The sequence below is a fragment of the Nocardioides antri genome, assembly GCF_008373765.1.
GTDB lineage: Bacteria > Actinomycetota > Actinomycetes > Propionibacteriales > Nocardioidaceae > Nocardioides > Nocardioides antri.
This window is the reverse complement of the sequence record NZ_VUJW01000008.1, coordinates 114,895-130,382: the sequence shown is the minus strand read 5'-3', so window position 1 is coordinate 130,382 and position 15,488 is coordinate 114,895. Positions and strand designations below refer to the sequence as shown.

The 15,488-nt window shown below is 68.1% G+C and carries 20 protein-coding genes; 13 read left to right on the top strand and 7 right to left on the bottom strand.

The window, feature by feature from the left end; genetic code table 11:
* Positions 1-19 precede the first annotated feature (19 nt).
* Positions 20-1,447, top strand: a complete 1,428-nt coding sequence (locus tag F0U47_RS13770; protein WP_149751047.1) for a terminase large subunit domain-containing protein — start codon at positions 20-22, stop codon at positions 1,445-1,447.
* An 8-nt stretch (positions 1,448-1,455) separates the two neighbouring features.
* On the opposite strand, the gene F0U47_RS13765 is transcribed toward F0U47_RS13770, so the two are convergent.
* The gene (locus F0U47_RS13765) at positions 1,456-2,031 is read right to left on the bottom strand and encodes a hypothetical protein (RefSeq protein WP_149751046.1); all 576 of its coding nucleotides are present in this window, start codon (positions 2,029-2,031) and stop codon (positions 1,456-1,458) included.
* Positions 2,032-2,137: 106 nt separating this feature from the next.
* Between F0U47_RS13765 and F0U47_RS22125 the strand changes: the two genes are divergently transcribed.
* From F0U47_RS22125 to F0U47_RS13730, 7 genes are all read left to right on the top strand, one after another.
* On the top strand, positions 2,138-2,257 hold the full coding sequence (locus tag F0U47_RS22125; protein ID WP_223162775.1) for a WhiB family transcriptional regulator: 120 nt from the start codon (positions 2,138-2,140) through the stop codon (positions 2,255-2,257).
* Positions 2,254-2,718: a helix-turn-helix domain-containing protein gene (locus tag F0U47_RS13755; RefSeq protein ID WP_149751045.1), complete on the top strand. Its 465-nt coding sequence runs from the start codon at positions 2,254-2,256 to the stop codon at positions 2,716-2,718. Before F0U47_RS22125 ends, F0U47_RS13755 begins: the two co-directional genes overlap by 4 nt.
* Positions 2,705-3,010: a hypothetical protein gene (locus F0U47_RS13750; RefSeq protein ID WP_149751044.1), complete on the top strand. Its 306-nt coding sequence runs from the start codon at positions 2,705-2,707 to the stop codon at positions 3,008-3,010. The genes F0U47_RS13755 and F0U47_RS13750 overlap by 14 nt, the downstream gene beginning before the upstream one ends.
* 62 nt (positions 3,011-3,072) lie before the next feature.
* A complete protein-coding gene (locus F0U47_RS13745) occupies positions 3,073-3,354 on the top strand; it encodes a hypothetical protein (protein ID WP_149751043.1) in 282 nt (93 codons plus the stop codon).
* 11 nt (positions 3,355-3,365) lie between these two features.
* The gene (locus F0U47_RS13740; protein ID WP_149751042.1) at positions 3,366-4,352 is read left to right on the top strand and encodes a hypothetical protein; all 987 of its coding nucleotides are present in this window, start codon (positions 3,366-3,368) and stop codon (positions 4,350-4,352) included.
* 8 nt (positions 4,353-4,360) lie between these two features.
* Positions 4,361-8,038, top strand: a complete 3,678-nt coding sequence (locus F0U47_RS13735; protein WP_149751041.1) for a DUF445 domain-containing protein — start codon at positions 4,361-4,363, stop codon at positions 8,036-8,038.
* A 34-nt stretch (positions 8,039-8,072) separates the two neighbouring features.
* Complete coding sequence (locus tag F0U47_RS13730) at positions 8,073-8,402, top strand: hypothetical protein (RefSeq protein WP_149751040.1); 330 nt, start codon at positions 8,073-8,075, stop codon at positions 8,400-8,402.
* A 25-nt stretch (positions 8,403-8,427) separates the two neighbouring features.
* Here F0U47_RS13730 and F0U47_RS13725 read toward each other — a convergent pair whose 3' ends face one another.
* Positions 8,428-9,009, bottom strand: a complete 582-nt coding sequence (locus F0U47_RS13725; protein ID WP_149751039.1) for a helix-turn-helix domain-containing protein — start codon at positions 9,007-9,009, stop codon at positions 8,428-8,430.
* Positions 9,006-9,491: a hypothetical protein gene (locus tag F0U47_RS13720; protein WP_149751038.1), complete on the bottom strand. Its 486-nt coding sequence runs from the start codon at positions 9,489-9,491 to the stop codon at positions 9,006-9,008. Before F0U47_RS13720 ends, F0U47_RS13725 begins: the two co-directional genes overlap by 4 nt.
* 145 nt (positions 9,492-9,636) lie before the next feature.
* Here F0U47_RS13720 and F0U47_RS13715 point away from each other — a divergent pair, with 145 nt between their 5' ends.
* Positions 9,637-9,819 (top strand): helix-turn-helix transcriptional regulator, encoded by a 183-nt coding sequence (locus tag F0U47_RS13715; protein WP_223162774.1) that lies wholly within the window; start codon positions 9,637-9,639, stop codon positions 9,817-9,819.
* A 155-nt stretch (positions 9,820-9,974) separates the two neighbouring features.
* Entirely contained in the window at positions 9,975-10,457 is a 483-nt protein-coding gene (locus tag F0U47_RS13710) for a hypothetical protein (RefSeq protein ID WP_149751037.1), read from the top strand.
* Positions 10,458-10,583: 126 nt separating this feature from the next.
* Here F0U47_RS13710 and F0U47_RS13705 read toward each other — a convergent pair whose 3' ends face one another.
* The gene (locus F0U47_RS13705) at positions 10,584-10,796 is read right to left on the bottom strand and encodes a hypothetical protein (RefSeq protein WP_149751036.1); all 213 of its coding nucleotides are present in this window, start codon (positions 10,794-10,796) and stop codon (positions 10,584-10,586) included.
* A 55-nt stretch (positions 10,797-10,851) separates the two neighbouring features.
* On the opposite strand from F0U47_RS13705, the gene F0U47_RS13700 reads away from it, so the two are divergent.
* The 3 genes from F0U47_RS13700 to F0U47_RS13690 all read left to right on the top strand — a co-directional run bounded on the left by F0U47_RS13700 (position 10,852) and on the right by F0U47_RS13690 (position 13,750).
* On the top strand, positions 10,852-11,145 hold the full coding sequence (locus tag F0U47_RS13700; protein WP_149751035.1) for a hypothetical protein: 294 nt from the start codon (positions 10,852-10,854) through the stop codon (positions 11,143-11,145).
* A 23-nt stretch (positions 11,146-11,168) separates the two neighbouring features.
* The gene (locus F0U47_RS13695; protein WP_149751034.1) at positions 11,169-11,936 is read left to right on the top strand and encodes a hypothetical protein; all 768 of its coding nucleotides are present in this window, start codon (positions 11,169-11,171) and stop codon (positions 11,934-11,936) included.
* A 323-nt stretch (positions 11,937-12,259) separates the two neighbouring features.
* A complete protein-coding gene (locus tag F0U47_RS13690; RefSeq protein WP_149751033.1) occupies positions 12,260-13,750 on the top strand; it encodes an FAD-dependent oxidoreductase in 1,491 nt (496 codons plus the stop codon).
* A gap of 57 nt (positions 13,751-13,807) precedes the next feature.
* On the opposite strand, the gene F0U47_RS13685 is transcribed toward F0U47_RS13690, so the two are convergent.
* The 3 genes from F0U47_RS13685 to F0U47_RS21235 are packed head-to-tail and all read right to left on the bottom strand — an operon-like array spanning position 13,808 to position 15,452.
* On the bottom strand, positions 13,808-14,542 hold the full coding sequence (locus F0U47_RS13685) for an SDR family oxidoreductase (protein WP_246159622.1): 735 nt from the start codon (positions 14,540-14,542) through the stop codon (positions 13,808-13,810).
* 22 nt (positions 14,543-14,564) lie between these two features.
* Positions 14,565-15,254 (bottom strand): DUF981 domain-containing protein, encoded by a 690-nt coding sequence (locus F0U47_RS13680; RefSeq protein ID WP_149751200.1) that lies wholly within the window; start codon positions 15,252-15,254, stop codon positions 14,565-14,567.
* A 54-nt stretch (positions 15,255-15,308) separates the two neighbouring features.
* A complete protein-coding gene (locus tag F0U47_RS21235; RefSeq protein ID WP_188111353.1) occupies positions 15,309-15,452 on the bottom strand; it encodes a hypothetical protein in 144 nt (47 codons plus the stop codon).
* Between the last annotated feature and the right edge of the window lie 36 nt (positions 15,453-15,488).

Below are 15,488 nucleotides of genomic sequence, written 5' to 3'. Positions count from 1 at the left end.
GTAGCGGGCGGAGCGAGCCGTGGGTGATCGGGGCATTGAGGCGCTCGATCGCGCGCGGCGGGACGCCGGTGTGTTCGCTGAACTGCTCCTCGGTGCTGCGCTGTGGCCGCATCAGCTCGAGGTGGTGGCATCGCCGGCGCGGTACCGGGTGATCTGCGCGGGCCGGCAGGTCGGGAAGTCGAGGCTCCTGGCGATCCTGGCGCTGCATCGGGCGTTCGCGCAGGCGGGCGCTGTCGTGCTGCTGGTCTCGGCGGGTGACACCGCGGCGAAGCGGCTGCTCGAGGACGTCGCCACGTTGGCGCTCGGGTCGCCGATGCTGGCGGGGTCGGTGATCGATGAGTCGTCGAAGGCGGTGACGCTGTCGAACGGGTCGGTGATCCGGGCGGTGCCGGCGTCGGCGGCGCAGATCCGTGGGTGGGCGGTGGATCTGCTGATCGTGGACGAGGCGGCGTTCATCGATCAGGAGATCTGGCGTGCGGCGGAGCCGGCGATCATCGCGCGGCCGGGGTCGCGGGTGGTGTTGTCGTCGTCGCCGTGGGGGTCGCCGGATCACTTCTTCCGGGCGTTGTGGACGCGGGGCACGGCGGAGCCGACGGTGCATCTGGCGGCGTGGCACTGGCCCTCGATCACTTCGCCGCTGGTCGACGAGGCGTTGTTGGAGGAGATCCGGGCGCGGGAGGCGCCGGCGTACTTTGAGCGAGAGTTTGAGGCGAAGTGGACGGACTCGGCTGGGGCGTACTTCACGACGGCGGAGCTCGAGGCGGCGACGGCGAGAGACGGCGAGCACGAGCTCGTCGACCTGGACGCGGCCGCCGGGTGTGGTCAGGTGGTCGGCGGCGTCGACTGGGGTATGCAGCGCGATGCGCATGCGCTGGTCGTGGTCGCGGCGATCGCCGGCGAGGAAGGCCTCGACGAGCGCGGGCGTCAGCGGTACTGGGTGCCGTTCGTGGAGGAGCGGTTCGCGACGGACTACGACACGTGGATTGACCGTCTGGTCAAGTGCGCCGGGGCGTTCGTCTTCGGGGCGTTGGTCGCGGAGACGAACGGTGTCGGGCAGATGCCGACTCAGCAGTTGGCGAGACGACTGTGGGAGGCGTCTGGGCGCGACTTGGTGGTGCCGGTGGCGACGACGGCGAGGTTGAAGGAGGACCTGTTCGGCTTCATGAGACTGCTGGTGCAGCAGAAGCGGCTTGTGTTGCCGCGGGAGCCGTCGCTGCTGCGTCAGCTGGGGGCGTTGGAGTTCGTGCAGGGTGATGGCGGGGTGATGCGGATCGCGGTGCCGGAGCGGTCGGGCCACGACGACGTCGCGATGGCGTTCGCGTTCGCGTTGCAGCCGTTGATGGGCGGGGAGATGGTGCCGGTGCTCGAGGGGGTCGTGGAGGACTACGACCTTGACGAGGAGCTGGCGGACTATCGGATCGCGCCGTACGACGAGGGTTGGTGGTAGCCGTGGCGTCAGATGCCTGGGCCGTCGAGTTCGTCGCGAAGCCGTGCGGTGGACTCCAGTTCCTTGCGCCGCTGCTCGATCAGGGCTCGAGCTTGCTCGGCCTTGCTGGCGTTGTAGTCATCGACGGTCGCGTGAATCTTGGCGAGGCGCTCCTCGATGCTGTCGACGGTCTCCTTTGCCCACTTCCGAACGGTTTGCGGGTCGGTGTCGGGGTCGAACGACTTGGTGATCGTCATGTGCGGTTCGACCTTGGGCGACAGGAAGCTGTCCTCGGTGATCTCGACGTAGGGACCAACGCCCCGGATCGCATCGGTCCGGGTGTGGAGCAGGTTGAGGTTTCCGGACAGCGGCAGGGTGAGCGTCACTGTGCCATGGCTGTCGACATCAAAGTCCGCTCGCTCGCGATGGATGACGCAGCGCTCGACGGTGGTGCGGCGCGCGAACCGGTCCTCATCCTCGGCGAACTCCTCGAGCTCGCCGAGGTCGTCAAATCCAGTGACCTGGCGCTCGAAGCGGGCGAACTCCTGGATGAGGTGATCTTCGATCAGCGATCCAGAGAACAGATGGTGGCCGGTGGTCGACATGGGCTAGCCGTTCATGAGAGGGGTCAATCGTGCCCTTGACGGTAGGCCGGGCCTCCGACACAACTGTGGCGCCGTGCCGTGATCGGGCGGCGTACTGCTCGGGCTGGTGGTCGCTGTGACCGCGGTGCTGGTGGAGTGTCGGGCGTACGCGCTCGCGAGCCGGGAGCGGCACGGTGTGTGGGGTGGCACGACGCCTGCGGACCGTCGAGCGGGGGTGGCGGGGTGAGCGACCGGCTGAAGCCGCTGGGGGCATACGTCGAGCCATTCGTCGCCGCGGTCCTGGTGCGGGAGGGCAGCCGGCTGCTGCGAGAGCTTGAGGCGTACGGCCAGAACATGGTGGTAGCAGGCAGAGAGCGACGCGGTCACGAGGTGCTTGATTCGGTGGGCCGGCTCCGGGAATCGGCGCAGCAGTACAAGGCGGCGTATGGCGGCCGGAGGCCTGCAGCGACTTCCGATGCCGGAAACGCGGAAGTTCCGACCGGTGGCGATGGGACATCGTCGGAGCCGTTCTCCTTGGTAGTGCGGGAGGCGGCCGAGATGCTCGGTCGGAGCGAGCGGCAGGTGACGAACATGTGCCGTAAGCCGGACGGTGGTCTCTCTGCCGTCTTCCGCGGAGGGCGTTGGTTCATCGACGAGCTCTCGGTGATCGAGGAGCTCCGGCGACGCAAGGAGCGTGCTGATGAGTGAGGAAATCTCCGAGGCGGAGTTCGACAGGGCGATGGCTCGGGCGTTCGGTCACGACGACCCTGTCTTGGTCGCGGCGTTCCGGGACGCCGGGTTCGACGACGACCAGGCGAAGCGTGGCGCGAGGCTGATGGAGTCGGGTGCGTTCTTCGGGTTCGAAGATGTCGCCGTCACGATGAGCCGCGGCTACGACAATGGGAATCGGCCGGTCGCTCCGAAGGTGTCCTCCACGAGCATCGCGGAGGCGGCCAAGCGCCTACCGGCGGAGTACCGGACAGACGAAGTGACGTCGTGATGATGGTTCGACGTCGCCGACGGCAGGGCACGGTTCGGGTCGGCGCTCGGAAACTCATCGCCGTGCAGCGTGGCGCGATACGGGCGCTCGAGCTGGAGGCCGAGATCCGTGAGCACCGGACTGTGCGAGCCACACTCGAGGCGAAGACACGCGCTCGTGAACTCATCGAGGAGGCCGGCCTCGCGTCCGGCGACGACGCCAGCGCGGAGGCGCTCGCTGCCTTGCCGTACACGGCGGACGGACGGCTTCACGAGGAGGCGTTCCACGCCCTGATCGACCACCTGCAGTGGAAGCACCAAGCGCCAGCTCGGGTGCTTCGTCTCGCCACGACCGGCGCCGACTGAGGAGAACTGAGATGACCCATCGAACCGAGAACGTCGCGAACAAGCCGAATGCCGTGCAAACGGCGCGCGAAGCGGTTCTCGCAGCTCGGGGGAAGCTCGCCGAGTGGCAGACCACTCTCGCGGCCGCCGAGAGCGAACTCGCCGACCTCGAGGGACGGACCGGCGAACAGGCGCTGGACGATCCCGAGATCGCGTTCAGCATCCCGCGGCGGATGCAGGAGCAGCGCGACCGGATCGGCGTCGCGAAGAAGGTGATCACGGTCCAGGCAGCGCGCGTACGCGCGGCCGAACGGGACTACCTGCTCACCGAGGCCTCCGTGCTGGAGCGGAAGGTGGTGGCGGCTCGCCAGAAGCTTGAACGCCACGAGGCCCGAACCAAGGAGCTCCTGGCGCAGCTGGAGGCGCACGAGGGCCCCTACACCCCAGAGGGTCCGGTGCTTTACAAGCAGTGGCTCGACGGTAGTCGCGGCGGTGTGTTCAGAGGGCCGACTTACACGAGCGACGCGTTGCGTGACGAGATCAGGACCGCCGAGCGGCCGGTGCAGATCATTCGCGCGATGGCGGAAGGAAGAAATCTCAGCGACCTCTTCCAGGAGTGGAACCTCGACAGTGCCGGCGCGCGGGATCTGTACCCGGCCTGCGTATGGGGGCCTGACGTCCTCGTGCCGGCGCCCGGGTACCTGCGGGCCGTCGAGTGGGCGCGCAACGAGGTGGACGCGGCGATCAAGCGTCACCCCAACCTCGAGGCCAACGTCGTGCGCTGCGAGCGTGAGCTCGAGGAGGCGCTCGTGCACTACGACGAGAACGGTCGCCCGCGGTCGAGGATCGGATCGGGACTGTCGCCCGACGACGACGCGCATCCCGCTCGTCACCAGGCCCGCGTGCAGCATGCACGGCGTCTGGTCGAGGAGAACCTCCAGGAGCGGAAGCGCGCGGAGACGGCCCTGGCCGAGCTGGTCGGTCAGCCGACGGCTGAGCCCATCCCGACGACTGTCTGAGGTCCGCCGTGACTGCTCCGAATGTCCGGTCGGCCACGGTCCGGTTGAACGCTGAGGTCGCGAAGTACATCGCGGACATGAAGGCCGCCGGCAAGGCGACCAACGACGCGTTCGACAGCGCGCACCTGCAGGTCTCTCGGGTCGACCGGGACCTCGGAAAGCTGACGGCCTCGACGCGGGACTACTCCACCAGCACGCGAGTCGCGGCACGGGACTCCCTGACGCTGACGACCAACCTCGATCGCACCAGCCGCGCGATCGACCGCTACTCGGGCCGGCTCGGCCTCGCGCTCAGGGGCGTCACCGCCCTTTCCCCGGCGGTGACTGGGCTGATCGCCACCGCGGCGCCGGCGCTGACCACGCTGGCCAACCTGTTCGCTGCGTCCGCGGCCGGTGGAGCGTCCTCGATCATCGCGTTCCAAGGGGTCGGCAACGCCATCGAGGCAGTCGAGAAGGCTCGCCTCGATCCGACGGTCGAGAACCTTGCAGAGGCTCGGCGCCAACTGGAGGACCTGTCGCCCGCTGCTGCCACCTTCGCGTTGCGGATCGACGAGCTGGTCCCGGCGCTCAAGCGAGTGCGCGACAGCGCCGCCGGCGAGCTCTTCCCCGGGGTGCTCGAGGCAACCGACGACTTCGAGCGGGCACTGCCGCAGATCCGCGGGTTCGTCTCCGAGTACGCCTCCGTAGTCGGCGACCTGGTGGCGTCCTCAAGCGAGAGCCTGACCTCCGATCGGTGGACCGGGTTCTACCGCTTCCTGCAGGGCGAGGCGCGGCCGGCGCTCACCGCGATCACGGAGATCGTTGGCGACCTCGGCCATGGGCTCTCCGAGCTGTGGATGGCCTTCGACCCGCTGAACGACGACGTCACCCAAGGGCTGGTCAACGGCGCCGACGCCTTCGACCGGTGGGCTTCCTCAGTCGACAAGACCGAGGGCTTCCAGGAGTTCCTGGACTACATCGACAAGACCGGGCCCCTCGCGCTCGACACGCTGACCAACATCGCGGACGCCGCCCTGCAGATCGCAGAGGCCACCGCACCGCTGTCCGGGCCGGCGCTGACGACGCTGTCGAACTTCTTTGACATCATCGCTGCGATCGCGGACTCCCCGATCGGGGCCGCGCTCCTCACCTACGCGGCCGCGGCCTCCGCGGCGGCACTGGCCTCGAAGGGCTTCAGCGCGGCTGGCGGGCCGGCGCTGCTGAGCAACCTGAGGGCGCAGAGCAGCGCGGTGCAGATGCTCAACACCGACCTGAGGACTCTCGCGTCGGGATACGTCATGTCGGCCTCGGCCGGCCGTCGCGAGCTCGACAAGTACAACGCCGCGCTGGCCCGGACTCGAGCAACACTCGCGCGGTTTGGCAAGGGCGCCGGGCTGGCGGCCGGCGTCGCCGCGATATCAACCGGCTGGGCCGACTCCATGGGGGTCGCCAACACCGCGACGCTGGGGCTGACCGGGGCGATGATCGGCGGCGCCCCTGGTGCGGTCGCCGGCGGTCTGATCGGCGCGGTCGTCGACGTACGAGCAGAGCTGGCACGAGGCTCCGAAGAGGCCAAGGCGTTCAACCGGTCGCTGGCGACCACCGACCTCTCCCAGGCGATCGGGGCCTACAAGGATCTCGGGGCTCAGATCCGGGAAACCTCGGAGGGCATGGAGACCTTCGGGTGGGATGTGATCGCCCAGGGGCTGGGGTCCCGGGTCACCAGCGAGGGCTTCATCACCCCGCTGGAGGAGGACATCGCGAACTGGGAGGCGCAGGTCCACGAACTGAACCGCATCGGCGACATCATGCGGCAGACGTTCGACGACGCCTCGATGCTCAGGCCGAAGCGCGAGGTGGGCGACGACGGGCTGCTGTGGGACCTCGACAAACTCGGCGCCGCGGCGACACGCCTCAAGCCTGCGCTCGACAACCTCGACCTGACGTGGGAGGACCTCGCCAACATCGACAACAGCGATTGGCAGGCCTCCGCCGAGATCAGCGGGAAACTCCGCGCGGAGCTGATCGATCTCGCGAGCGTCGACGTCGGTGACGTCGCCGCCTCGATCCGCGAACTCGACAACGAGCTCCTCTCGGCCTCCGAACGGGCCGCGCAGTTCGGGGACACCCTGTCTGCTCTGCTCGACCCCAACGTCAACCTGTCGGCGCAGACCGACGCCTGGATCATGTCCCTGCGCGAGTTGAACGGTGAGCTGTCGGACAACTCCAACACCCTCAAGGGCAACGGCAACGCGGCTCTGCAGAACCGGGCGGCGATCCGCGACCGGGTCGAGCAGCTCAAGGAAACCCTGGTCGCCCAAGCTGAGGCGGGAGCGGGTTCCCGACAACTGTCGAGGTCGCTGCAGCGACAGCGCGACGCCCTCATCGAGGCCGGCGTCGCGGCGGGCCTGTCCGGGAAGGAGCTCCGCGGCTATCTCGACACGCTGGGGCTCACGCCGAAGCTCGTCCGCACGATCATCGAGGCAGTAGGTGTCGACCGAGCGTCGGCGAGGGTGAGAGCGATCCAGCACCTGATCGACAACTACGGGTTGACCCGCGCTGAGGCGCAAGCGCTGCTGCGGGACATGGCTTCCGGGAAGGTCGCCTCGGTACAGCAACTGATCAACAAGTACGGCCTGACTCGGGCCGAAGCGCGGGCGCTGCTCGATGACCTGGCGTCGGGCAAGCTCGCTCGGATTATCGCCCTGCTGAACTCCGTGGACGGCCGTCACACGACCTCGTCGCACACCCACACGAACACGATCACGACGTACCACCGCACTCAACACGTCCCGGGCACAGGCTCGGGCGGTCTCGGCCCGATCGATCCCACCGACTCCGCCGGCGGCGGGTTCGTCCCCAAGGACGGCGGGCCTTACGCCGACCGGTTCCGGTATGTCTTGGCGCCGGGCGAGGGCATCACCACCAACCGGCACGGCGAGACCGACCGAAGCCGACGCCTGATCGAGGGCATCAACGCCGGGGTGATCGACGACCGAATCCTTACGCGTGCTCCTGGCGCCGCGAAGGGCGCCATCATCCCCGGCGGCCGCTCCACCCTCCTCACCACGGCGAAGAGCGACAACAGGGCCGACGAGGAGGTCCGCCGCGAGACCGAGAACCGCAAGCGCCTCAACGCACAGCTCAAGGAGGAGACCCGGCGGCGCGACCACCTCGTGGACAAGATGAAGCAGATCGAATCCTCGGTCAGGAGCGCGCTTACCACCGACCTCGGTAGCGAGAGCGGCGACGTCTGGACTAGCGAGGGGGGCGGAACGTTGGCGGGGAACCTCGCGATCCTCCGGGCGGACACGCGTGAGGCGCGACGGATGCGCCGGTTCGTTGAGATCCTCGAGGAGAAGGGCTTCGACGGGCCAGCGCTGGCCGATCTGCTCTCGCGCGGTGACCTCAATGAGATCGCGAGCTACGCGGAGGGCTCGCGTCGCGAACTCAACCGGCTCGAGCAGGCGTTCGCGGAGCGTGCTCGTGTGCTGACGGTGGTGTCCCGTGAGGGCGCGGACGCTGCGCTCGGGGATCGGCTCGACAGGGCGAACGCCGAGCTGCGGGAGGCGACCCGGGAGCTGCGGCAGATCAAGGCGCAGGTCAAGCGGAACGGTCGTGACGACCGTCGCGACAACCAGGAGAACCGGAACCAGCAACGCCGCGGGGCCGGCAACGCCCGACGGAACAGAAGGCGGGACGGGTGACCGGCCACGTCTGTCCGCCCGCTGCTCTAGCGGCGTGGCCATGAGCGACCGCGGGACCGACTCCGCTGACGATGGCGGCGTGGTGGCGAAGGTCGATGGGCTCACCTGGGAGCTCGTCCACGGTCTGGCGACCGGTGAGCAAACCACTGACGAAGTTGCAGCGGTCCTCTCTGAGCTCGGGCGGCTCGGCGCGGGCAACCTTGCGCTTCTTACCTTGACCGGCCACGCCGCACTGCTCTTGAAGCGCCTCGCTGAGGCAACGGGTCGTTCGATCGACGACGTGGCCGCTGATGTCGTCGAGCTCAACACGTTCGTCGAGATCGTCAGCGACATTGAGGACGACGACGAGAGCGATCGCGACTAGTGCGTTCCTTCGCCGGTGCGGGCTGTCACAGGTCGTAGAGGTCCCACAGCGTCAGGCCAAGCAGCCGCACCGCGAGCTGGTCCGCCGCCCGGATCGTCAACGTGCCCTCGTGACGGGCCCGCTCGATCGCCTTCTGCTCCTGCTCGTCGAGACTCGCCATTCGACCGGCAAGGCTGGCCAGCTCGATCTGTCGGAGCAGCGGCGCCGCCGGTACACGTTCCCGAAGGAGGTTCGGACCCACCTCGTCCTCATCCGCGACAAGGTGCCGCGGCTCCGGCGCGGTGCGCCGGGCAGGCACGGCGACGAGCGCTGCCCGCTCACGCGCCCGCTGCAGGCCGGCCAGCCGGTGCGGATGCTCCTGTTCGTAGGCGACGACCGAGGCGCCGTCGATCAGCCACTGCTCATCGACCTTCACCCCGTCGAGCTCTCCCTGCCGGGCGAGCGTGCCGACGTAACTCTTCGTCCTCCTGAGCGCCTGCGCGGCCTCCGCCGCGGTCAAGGTCACCGGACGACCCCGTGAGACCGCGAGAGCCACCTCTCCGAGCTCCGTGAGGCCGAACGGGACCGGAGCGTCGAGGTCGAGGACCTCGAGGTGCCGCGCGCTCACCGCTCCGCCCCGTCCGGAGTCTTCGTCGCAGACGCGATGACGAGATCCCACAGCAGGTCCCGCACTTCCTCGCGTCCGAAGACGCACAGCATGGCGAACGCATCGCTGTGCTTGAACTCGACCTCGAACCGCTCGCCGGTCAGCTCGCCGTCGCCCTCGATGACAAGGCGGGTCTGAGTGCGGCCGTCGCGGTCCTTGACCAGCCAGGCTCCAACCGCCGAGGTCTCGACGCCCTCTCGCGTCGACGGGATCAGGTCGACGATTTCGCTGCAGTGGAACTCGTCGTGATCGGACTGTCCGGCGTTGATGCACCAGTCGTGCTCGACACAGCGGCCAAGGGCCTCTGAGACACGCTCGTTGATCAGCGCCGTGGTGTTGGTGACGATCTCGCGCCAAGTGTCGACGTCGACGCCGGCCGGTCGGTCGTAGCGGATCGTGTCGTTCGCGTCGTCGTGACGGCGCGCGGGAGTAGCGTTGTCCATTGGGTTCGTCCCCTCCTACACAGGGTTCGGATCAAGGCCTCGGGCCGGTGCTCCAACACCGCCCGGGGCCGCTTTACGTGACGTCAAATCGCCACTGCGTCAGCCTCACTCCGATTTGACGTCATGTCAAGTAGAATCCGGCGCCATGAGCCATCACCTCATGGGCGTCGCAGAGATCGCCGAGCTGCTCGGGGTCACCAGGCAGCGCGTCCACCAACTGCGCCAGCTCGACGGCTTCCCAGAGCCCACCTCCGAACTCGCAATCGGGCTCGTTTGGGAGAGCGCCGACATCGAGCGCTGGGCCCGCGAGACAGGGAGACTCGAATGATCCTCGGGTAGCCTGAAGGCGGTGGGATGCGCCTCCGTTTCACGGGGGGACGGCATCCCACCACTGCTTCCCTGACCGACGTCGAGCGCTGGGGCCCGCGAGACCGGCCGGCTGACATTCGGACGACGACGCAATGGAGCCGATACCGTGCTCGCGTGCTCTCGAGTCGACTCGCCCTCTTGCTATCCGCGGTGTTCGTCCTCGGCCCGCTCACCGGATGCGGAGGAGAGGACGACTCCGATGCCAACAGTGCTGATGCTCCCGCAACCGAGGCGCCACCATCGCCGCTCGCTGACGCGTACGACGCCTGCGGGCCCGAGCTGGAGGAAGGCATGGCGGAGTTCGGCGACGACGCGCCAGCGCTCGACGAGGTGATTCGGCTCGAGGACGACGGCAACAGCATCATCGTGACCACCCCGGAGCCGGGCGGAGAGATCGCGTCCAACCTCGCCTTCATCGCCGCGGCCTGCGTTCTGCGCGAGACCGACGCGCCGGCGACGGTCACCGCGAACATGCAAACGACGACCGCGATGTCTGGATCGCAAACCGCAACCTGGGAAGACATCGAGGTCGTCTGGTCCTACGCCGCCGGCGTCGGCAACGCTGGCTTCAACGCCACCTTCGCGGTTGTCGGCTAGCGAGCCTGACGCTCGCGTATCGTCGGACGTGAGGCGGGACCCTCCCCTGTACCGCGGGGGCTCGGGTTCCGCTTTCACTGCGTTTCGAGTGTGATCTCCCGCAGTGTGGCACCCCAGGACCCCCTGTCAGCGTTCAAGCGGCGGCCATCCTCGTCGCGCGCGGATCCGGTCCTCGAGCTCGTCGACCGAGTAGCGGCAGCCCTTGTGCCAAGCCGCCTCCGCCTGCTCGCGGGGCGTCAGCTGCGCGTTGGTGACGCGGGCGTTCGCGAGGGCGCGAGCCGCCCGCTCGATGCCCTGCTCAGGGGTGCGGGCCGGTTTCTGGTCTGGTGATTCGTTCATCATGAGGATGGTTGTTACCGGGACATGGCCGAGCGCGCGAACTAGCGTGATCAGCGTGGACGACGCCGACGAGGAGCTCACTCGACTCGCGATCGCCCAGGCCCTTGAGCTCGATCATCAGTACCTCGAGACGGTGCCGGCCTGGGACCAGGCGCGCGTCGACCAGCTCCGCCGGATCGGCCGCTCGGTGGCACGCGAGTTCGGCTGGCGCGTCCGTACCGGGACGATCGACCTCGACGAGGAGCGGCTGAAGGTGTGGATCGTGATCGTCGAGTCGACGCCCGAGGACCAGGAGCGCATCAGGGAGCGTGGGGAGTTCCTGGTGGAGCAGATCTTCAAGGATCTCTAGGGCCGCGCTCATCGGCGACTACCGTGGCGCTCGTGCAGGACTATGCGGATCGACTCGGGTACGCCAACCAGACCATCGCGCACATCGAGCGCGCGCAGCGCCAAGAGCGCCGCCTCCAGCGCGCGTACCGCAAGATGATGGCGAAGCACGAGGCGATCGACCTGTCGGAGACCGACTCGAGGTTCGCCCCTGCCGAGTGGGTGGAGCCGCTCACCAAATTCGAAGATGAGCTCTACTTCCTAGTCGTCGAGCTCCGTCAGGTCCTGCGTGGCCACGACCTGATGGAGCACATGGGATTTCCGATGCCCACGTTCCGCCAAGCCGACCTGATCGAATCGTGGCGGGACATTGAGGAGCACTGGAATGACCCGCCGAAGGGCAAGGAGATCTGGGCGTTCAAGAAGTGGCGGTCTGTGTCCGAAGAGGAAGAACCAGGTCTGTCCCTTTCGGGTGCCGGCAAGCTGCGCGAGGCGTCCGGGCTACGGATGAAGTGGGTACGGAAGGACCTTCAAGTCCTGCACGAGGCCGTCGGCGAGGTCAGCGAGCGAGAGTGGGATCACTGCTACCTGACACCGGACGAGGCTGCGGGGATGCTCGGTGTCACGACCCAGGAACTCGAAGCCATGGATCCGCCGCCAGTACACCTCGATTTCGAGGGCGACCTCGGGGTGCGGTACTGGCGCGAAGGCGTCGAAGCCCGGAGGGAAGGTTGGATCTACCCGCCGCGCTGGATCGAAGAAGGCGTCATCCCCGGACTGTCCGCAGATAGTCCGCAAGACAACCGATTCTGACCAACCACAGCCAACGTAGACAAACAGCGTTTCCGCAGGTCGGCGGACAAGTTCAACGAGAGCCAACGCCAATCAATCACGCGGGGACAGTTCGAGCTCTACTACGACATCTGATCCGCTGGTAGGACCGAAGGCCCCCGGAGCGATCCGGGGGCCTTCGGCATTTCATCAGTCAGAGCAGGAACGAAACCTGACGGGCGGCACGCTCCCCCGGCTGGACCGCCGTCCCGCCTGAGCGAGATTCTAAAACAAATGATGGTTGACACTAGTGATTCACGGTTCTAGTGTGAATCAAACAGCGTTTTAGAATGAGGCGATGAGCGATGGAGCACCGGAGCGTCTGGCTGGCAACGGCCGAAGTGCCGACGTACGACCCCCTCCTTCATGACCTCGACGTGGACGTGGTGGTCGTCGGGGGCGGGCTCGTCGGGCTCACGACTGCCGTGCTGGCACAGCGCGACGGCCCCCGGGTGGCGGTGCTGGAAGGTGCGCGCATCGGCTGCGGGACCACCGGGCACACGACCGGCAAGGTCACCTCGCAGCACTCCCTGATCTACGCCGACCTCGTCCGTCGCCACGGCGAGCACGACGCGCGGCGGTACGCCGAGGCCAACCAGGCCGGCGTCGAGAAGCTGGCCGGTTTGGCCGACGAGCTCGGCATTGAGTGCGAGCTGGCGCGCGCCGTCGCGTTCGCCTACACCACCGATCCCCGGCAGTGCGAGCGGATCGAGGACGAGGTGGCCGCAGCCAAGGAGCTCGGCTTGCCGGCGAGCCTCTCGTCCGAGATCGACCTTCCGTTCGAGGTGGAAGCCGCGGTGCGCTTCGACGACCAGGTCCACTTCCACCCCGGCAAGTACCTGGCGGGACTGGCTCGAGCCCTGGTGCGCGGGGGCGGCGCGATCTACGAGAACACCCGGGTGTCCGAGATCGAGGAATCGCCCGACCACCGCGTTCACCTCACCACGGACAAGGGCACTGTCGGTGCCGACCAGGCCGTTGTCGCATCCTTGATCCCGCCCGGGCTGGTCGGCGGCTACTTCGCCAAGACTCGTCCCCACCGTTCCTACGGACTCGCGATGCGCTTGAACGGCGAGGCGCCGCGGAGCATGGCGATCTCGGTCGACGCCCCCACGCGCTCGACGCGGCCCTGGGGGCAGGACGGGATCATCATCGTCGGCAACGGCCACGAGGTCGGGGACGACGAGGACACCGAGGCGAGGTACCGCGACCTGGAGGACTGGGGGCGCTCGACCTTCGACGTGAAGTCGACCGACTACCGATGGTCCGCACAGGACTACGCGACGCCCGACCAGGTGCCCTACGTCGGCCGTTCCGCGCTGGGCCACCGGGTGCTGGTCGCCACCGGCTTCCGGAAGTGGGGGCTCAGCAACGGGACCGCGGCGGCGATCATGCTCGCGGACCTGCTGGCGGATCGGGAGAACGACTGGCTGCGGGTCTTCGACGCCTCGAGGATCGGCGATGCCTTGGCCGTGGGCCGGTTGGTCAAGGACAACCTCAAGGTCGGGACCGAGCTCTTCGGCGGCCGCCTCAACCGACCTGGGCCCGTTCCCATCGACCACCTCCAGCCGGAGGAGGGCGGCATCGTCGAGCTCGACCGGGAGACCGTCGGGGGCTACCGCGACGCGGAAGGCGCGCTGCACGCGGTCAAGCTCAGGTGCAGCCACCTGGGATGCCCCCTGCACTGGAACAACGCCGAGCACAGCTGGGACTGCCGCTGCCACGGCTCGCGCTTCGACGTCGACGGCGCCGTTCTCAACGGTCCTGCCACCGGACCCCTGGAGACGCGCCTGTGAGTGTCTGAGGTGGACTGGGCAGGGGCCTTGTTCGAGCTTCTCGCGAGGAGTGTCTGCTCAGCGGCCGCCCGAGACGTCCACCGTCGTCCCGGTCACGTACGAGGCCTCCGACGACAGCAGCCACTCGATCGCCGCGGCCACCTCGTCAGCCGAACCGCCCCTTCTCATCGGCAGGCTCGGTGCCAGTCGACCGACCCGACCCGGTTCTCCACCCGAGGCATGGATGTCGGTGTCGATGATCCCCGGCCGCACGCTGTTGACCCGGATGCCACTGCCCGCCACCTCGAGCGCGAGGCCGCGCGTCAACGTGTCGACGGCTGCCTTGCTGGCGGCGTAGTCGACGTACTCGTCGGGAGAGCCCAGTACGGCGGCACGGGACGAGACGTTGACGATGGCGCCACCGCCCGCGCCAGCCATGCGCGGGACGGCCTCTCTGCAGCACCTGACCGTCCCGAGCACATTGGTCTCGAAGACACGACGCCAGCGCGCGAGGTCGATGTCGACGAACCTCGACTGTCGCTCGAGGACGCCCGCGCTGTTGACCAGCCCGGCCATGGCACCGACCCCGTCCGCTGCCTCGAACAGTGCGGCCGCCCCTTCATCGGTGCCGACGTCGGACTGCACGGCCCGCACCTCCGTCAACGAGGCGAGCTCGGTCTCGGCACTCGCCGCGGCCTCCGCGTCACCTCGGTAGCCCAGGACCAGCGGTATGCCGCGCGCAGCGAGTCGGCGGGCAGCTGCCAGGCCGATCCCACGAGTGCCGCCAGTGATGACCACGACTCCATCGATCACAACGGACAGTGTCGTCGACGGGTCACCACTTGTGCATGGTCCCGTTGGCGATGTTGTCGTACATCCCGATGTGCGTGTAGAAGTTCATCGCGCCGAAGAGCAGGAAGACCACGCCACCGACCAACCAGGCCCGGGTGGCCCACCGCAGCAGCCCGAGGCGGTCGGTCCACAGTGCGGTCGCGAAGATCAGCGCACCGAGCGCCACGATGCCCCACAAGCCGCCGAGGAACATCGCCTCGATGATCGGCAGGTGGCCGAAGCGACCGCTGATCGGCTCCTCGGGCGGAGCGGCGCCCAGCTGGAAGCGGACGAACGTGACGGCGAGAACCGCCATGCCCAGGCCCAGCGCGCCGACGAAGATGCCTGCCGGCCTCATCGCGGCGAGTGCCGCTTCCTTGGCCGGCCCGACGTCGCCCGCGAACAGTGCTCGGTGGCGCCACAGGTAGACCGCCGCGAAGAGGAGCAGCGCTCCGAAGCCCGCCGCCGGCTGGCCGAAGGCGATGTTGGCGTACTCGAACCCGCCGCCGCCGAACGGCCAGGTCAGTGTGGTGTGCAGTCCGGTCACCAGCAGCAACGCCCCGGTGATCGCGAAGAAGGCGGCCCAGCCTTCGCTGTTGATGCGCCTGTCACGGATGAGGTCGGCGAGGAAAGCCGCGAACCCCAGCAGGCCGGCGCCGGCGGTGACGGCCACCAGCTCGTTGTAGACGACCATGTCGTCCACCTTCCTTTCGTTGTCGAAGTGGCACGCCACCCCGGTCGTCGAGCGTCAAGCCGCGTCGCGGACGAGTTCGCGGGCCTTCTCCGCCCGACGCTTGTAGGTGAAGTACGCCAGCGCGATGCCGCCGTAGATGACCACGTTGGTCATGACAGCGGTGGCCACGAACCAGACCAGGTACGACGTCGACCCCATCGCGACCTCCTTCGCTCCGGACCCGGTCGGTCCGGG

Excerpts from the sequence above, each read along its gene's own strand:
- F0U47_RS13765 (WP_149751046.1), bottom strand. The coding sequence starts at position 2,031 with ATGTCGACCACCGGCCACCATCTGTTCTCTGGATCGCTGATCGAAGAT.
- F0U47_RS13740 (WP_149751042.1), top strand. The coding sequence starts at position 3,366 with ATGACCCATCGAACCGAGAACGTCGCGAACAAGCCGAATGCCGTGCAA.
- F0U47_RS13720 (WP_149751038.1), bottom strand. The coding sequence starts at position 9,491 with ATGGACAACGCTACTCCCGCGCGCCGTCACGACGACGCGAACGACACG.
- F0U47_RS13715 (WP_223162774.1), top strand. The coding sequence starts at position 9,637 with ATGAGCCATCACCTCATGGGCGTCGCAGAGATCGCCGAGCTGCTCGGG.
- F0U47_RS13705 (WP_149751036.1), bottom strand. The coding sequence starts at position 10,796 with ATGAACGAATCACCAGACCAGAAACCGGCCCGCACCCCTGAGCAGGGC.
- F0U47_RS13690 (WP_149751033.1), top strand. The coding sequence starts at position 12,260 with ATGGAGCACCGGAGCGTCTGGCTGGCAACGGCCGAAGTGCCGACGTAC.
- F0U47_RS13680 (WP_149751200.1), bottom strand. The coding sequence starts at position 15,254 with ATGGTCGTCTACAACGAGCTGGTGGCCGTCACCGCCGGCGCCGGCCTG.
- F0U47_RS21235 (WP_188111353.1), bottom strand. The coding sequence starts at position 15,452 with ATGGGGTCGACGTCGTACCTGGTCTGGTTCGTGGCCACCGCTGTCATG.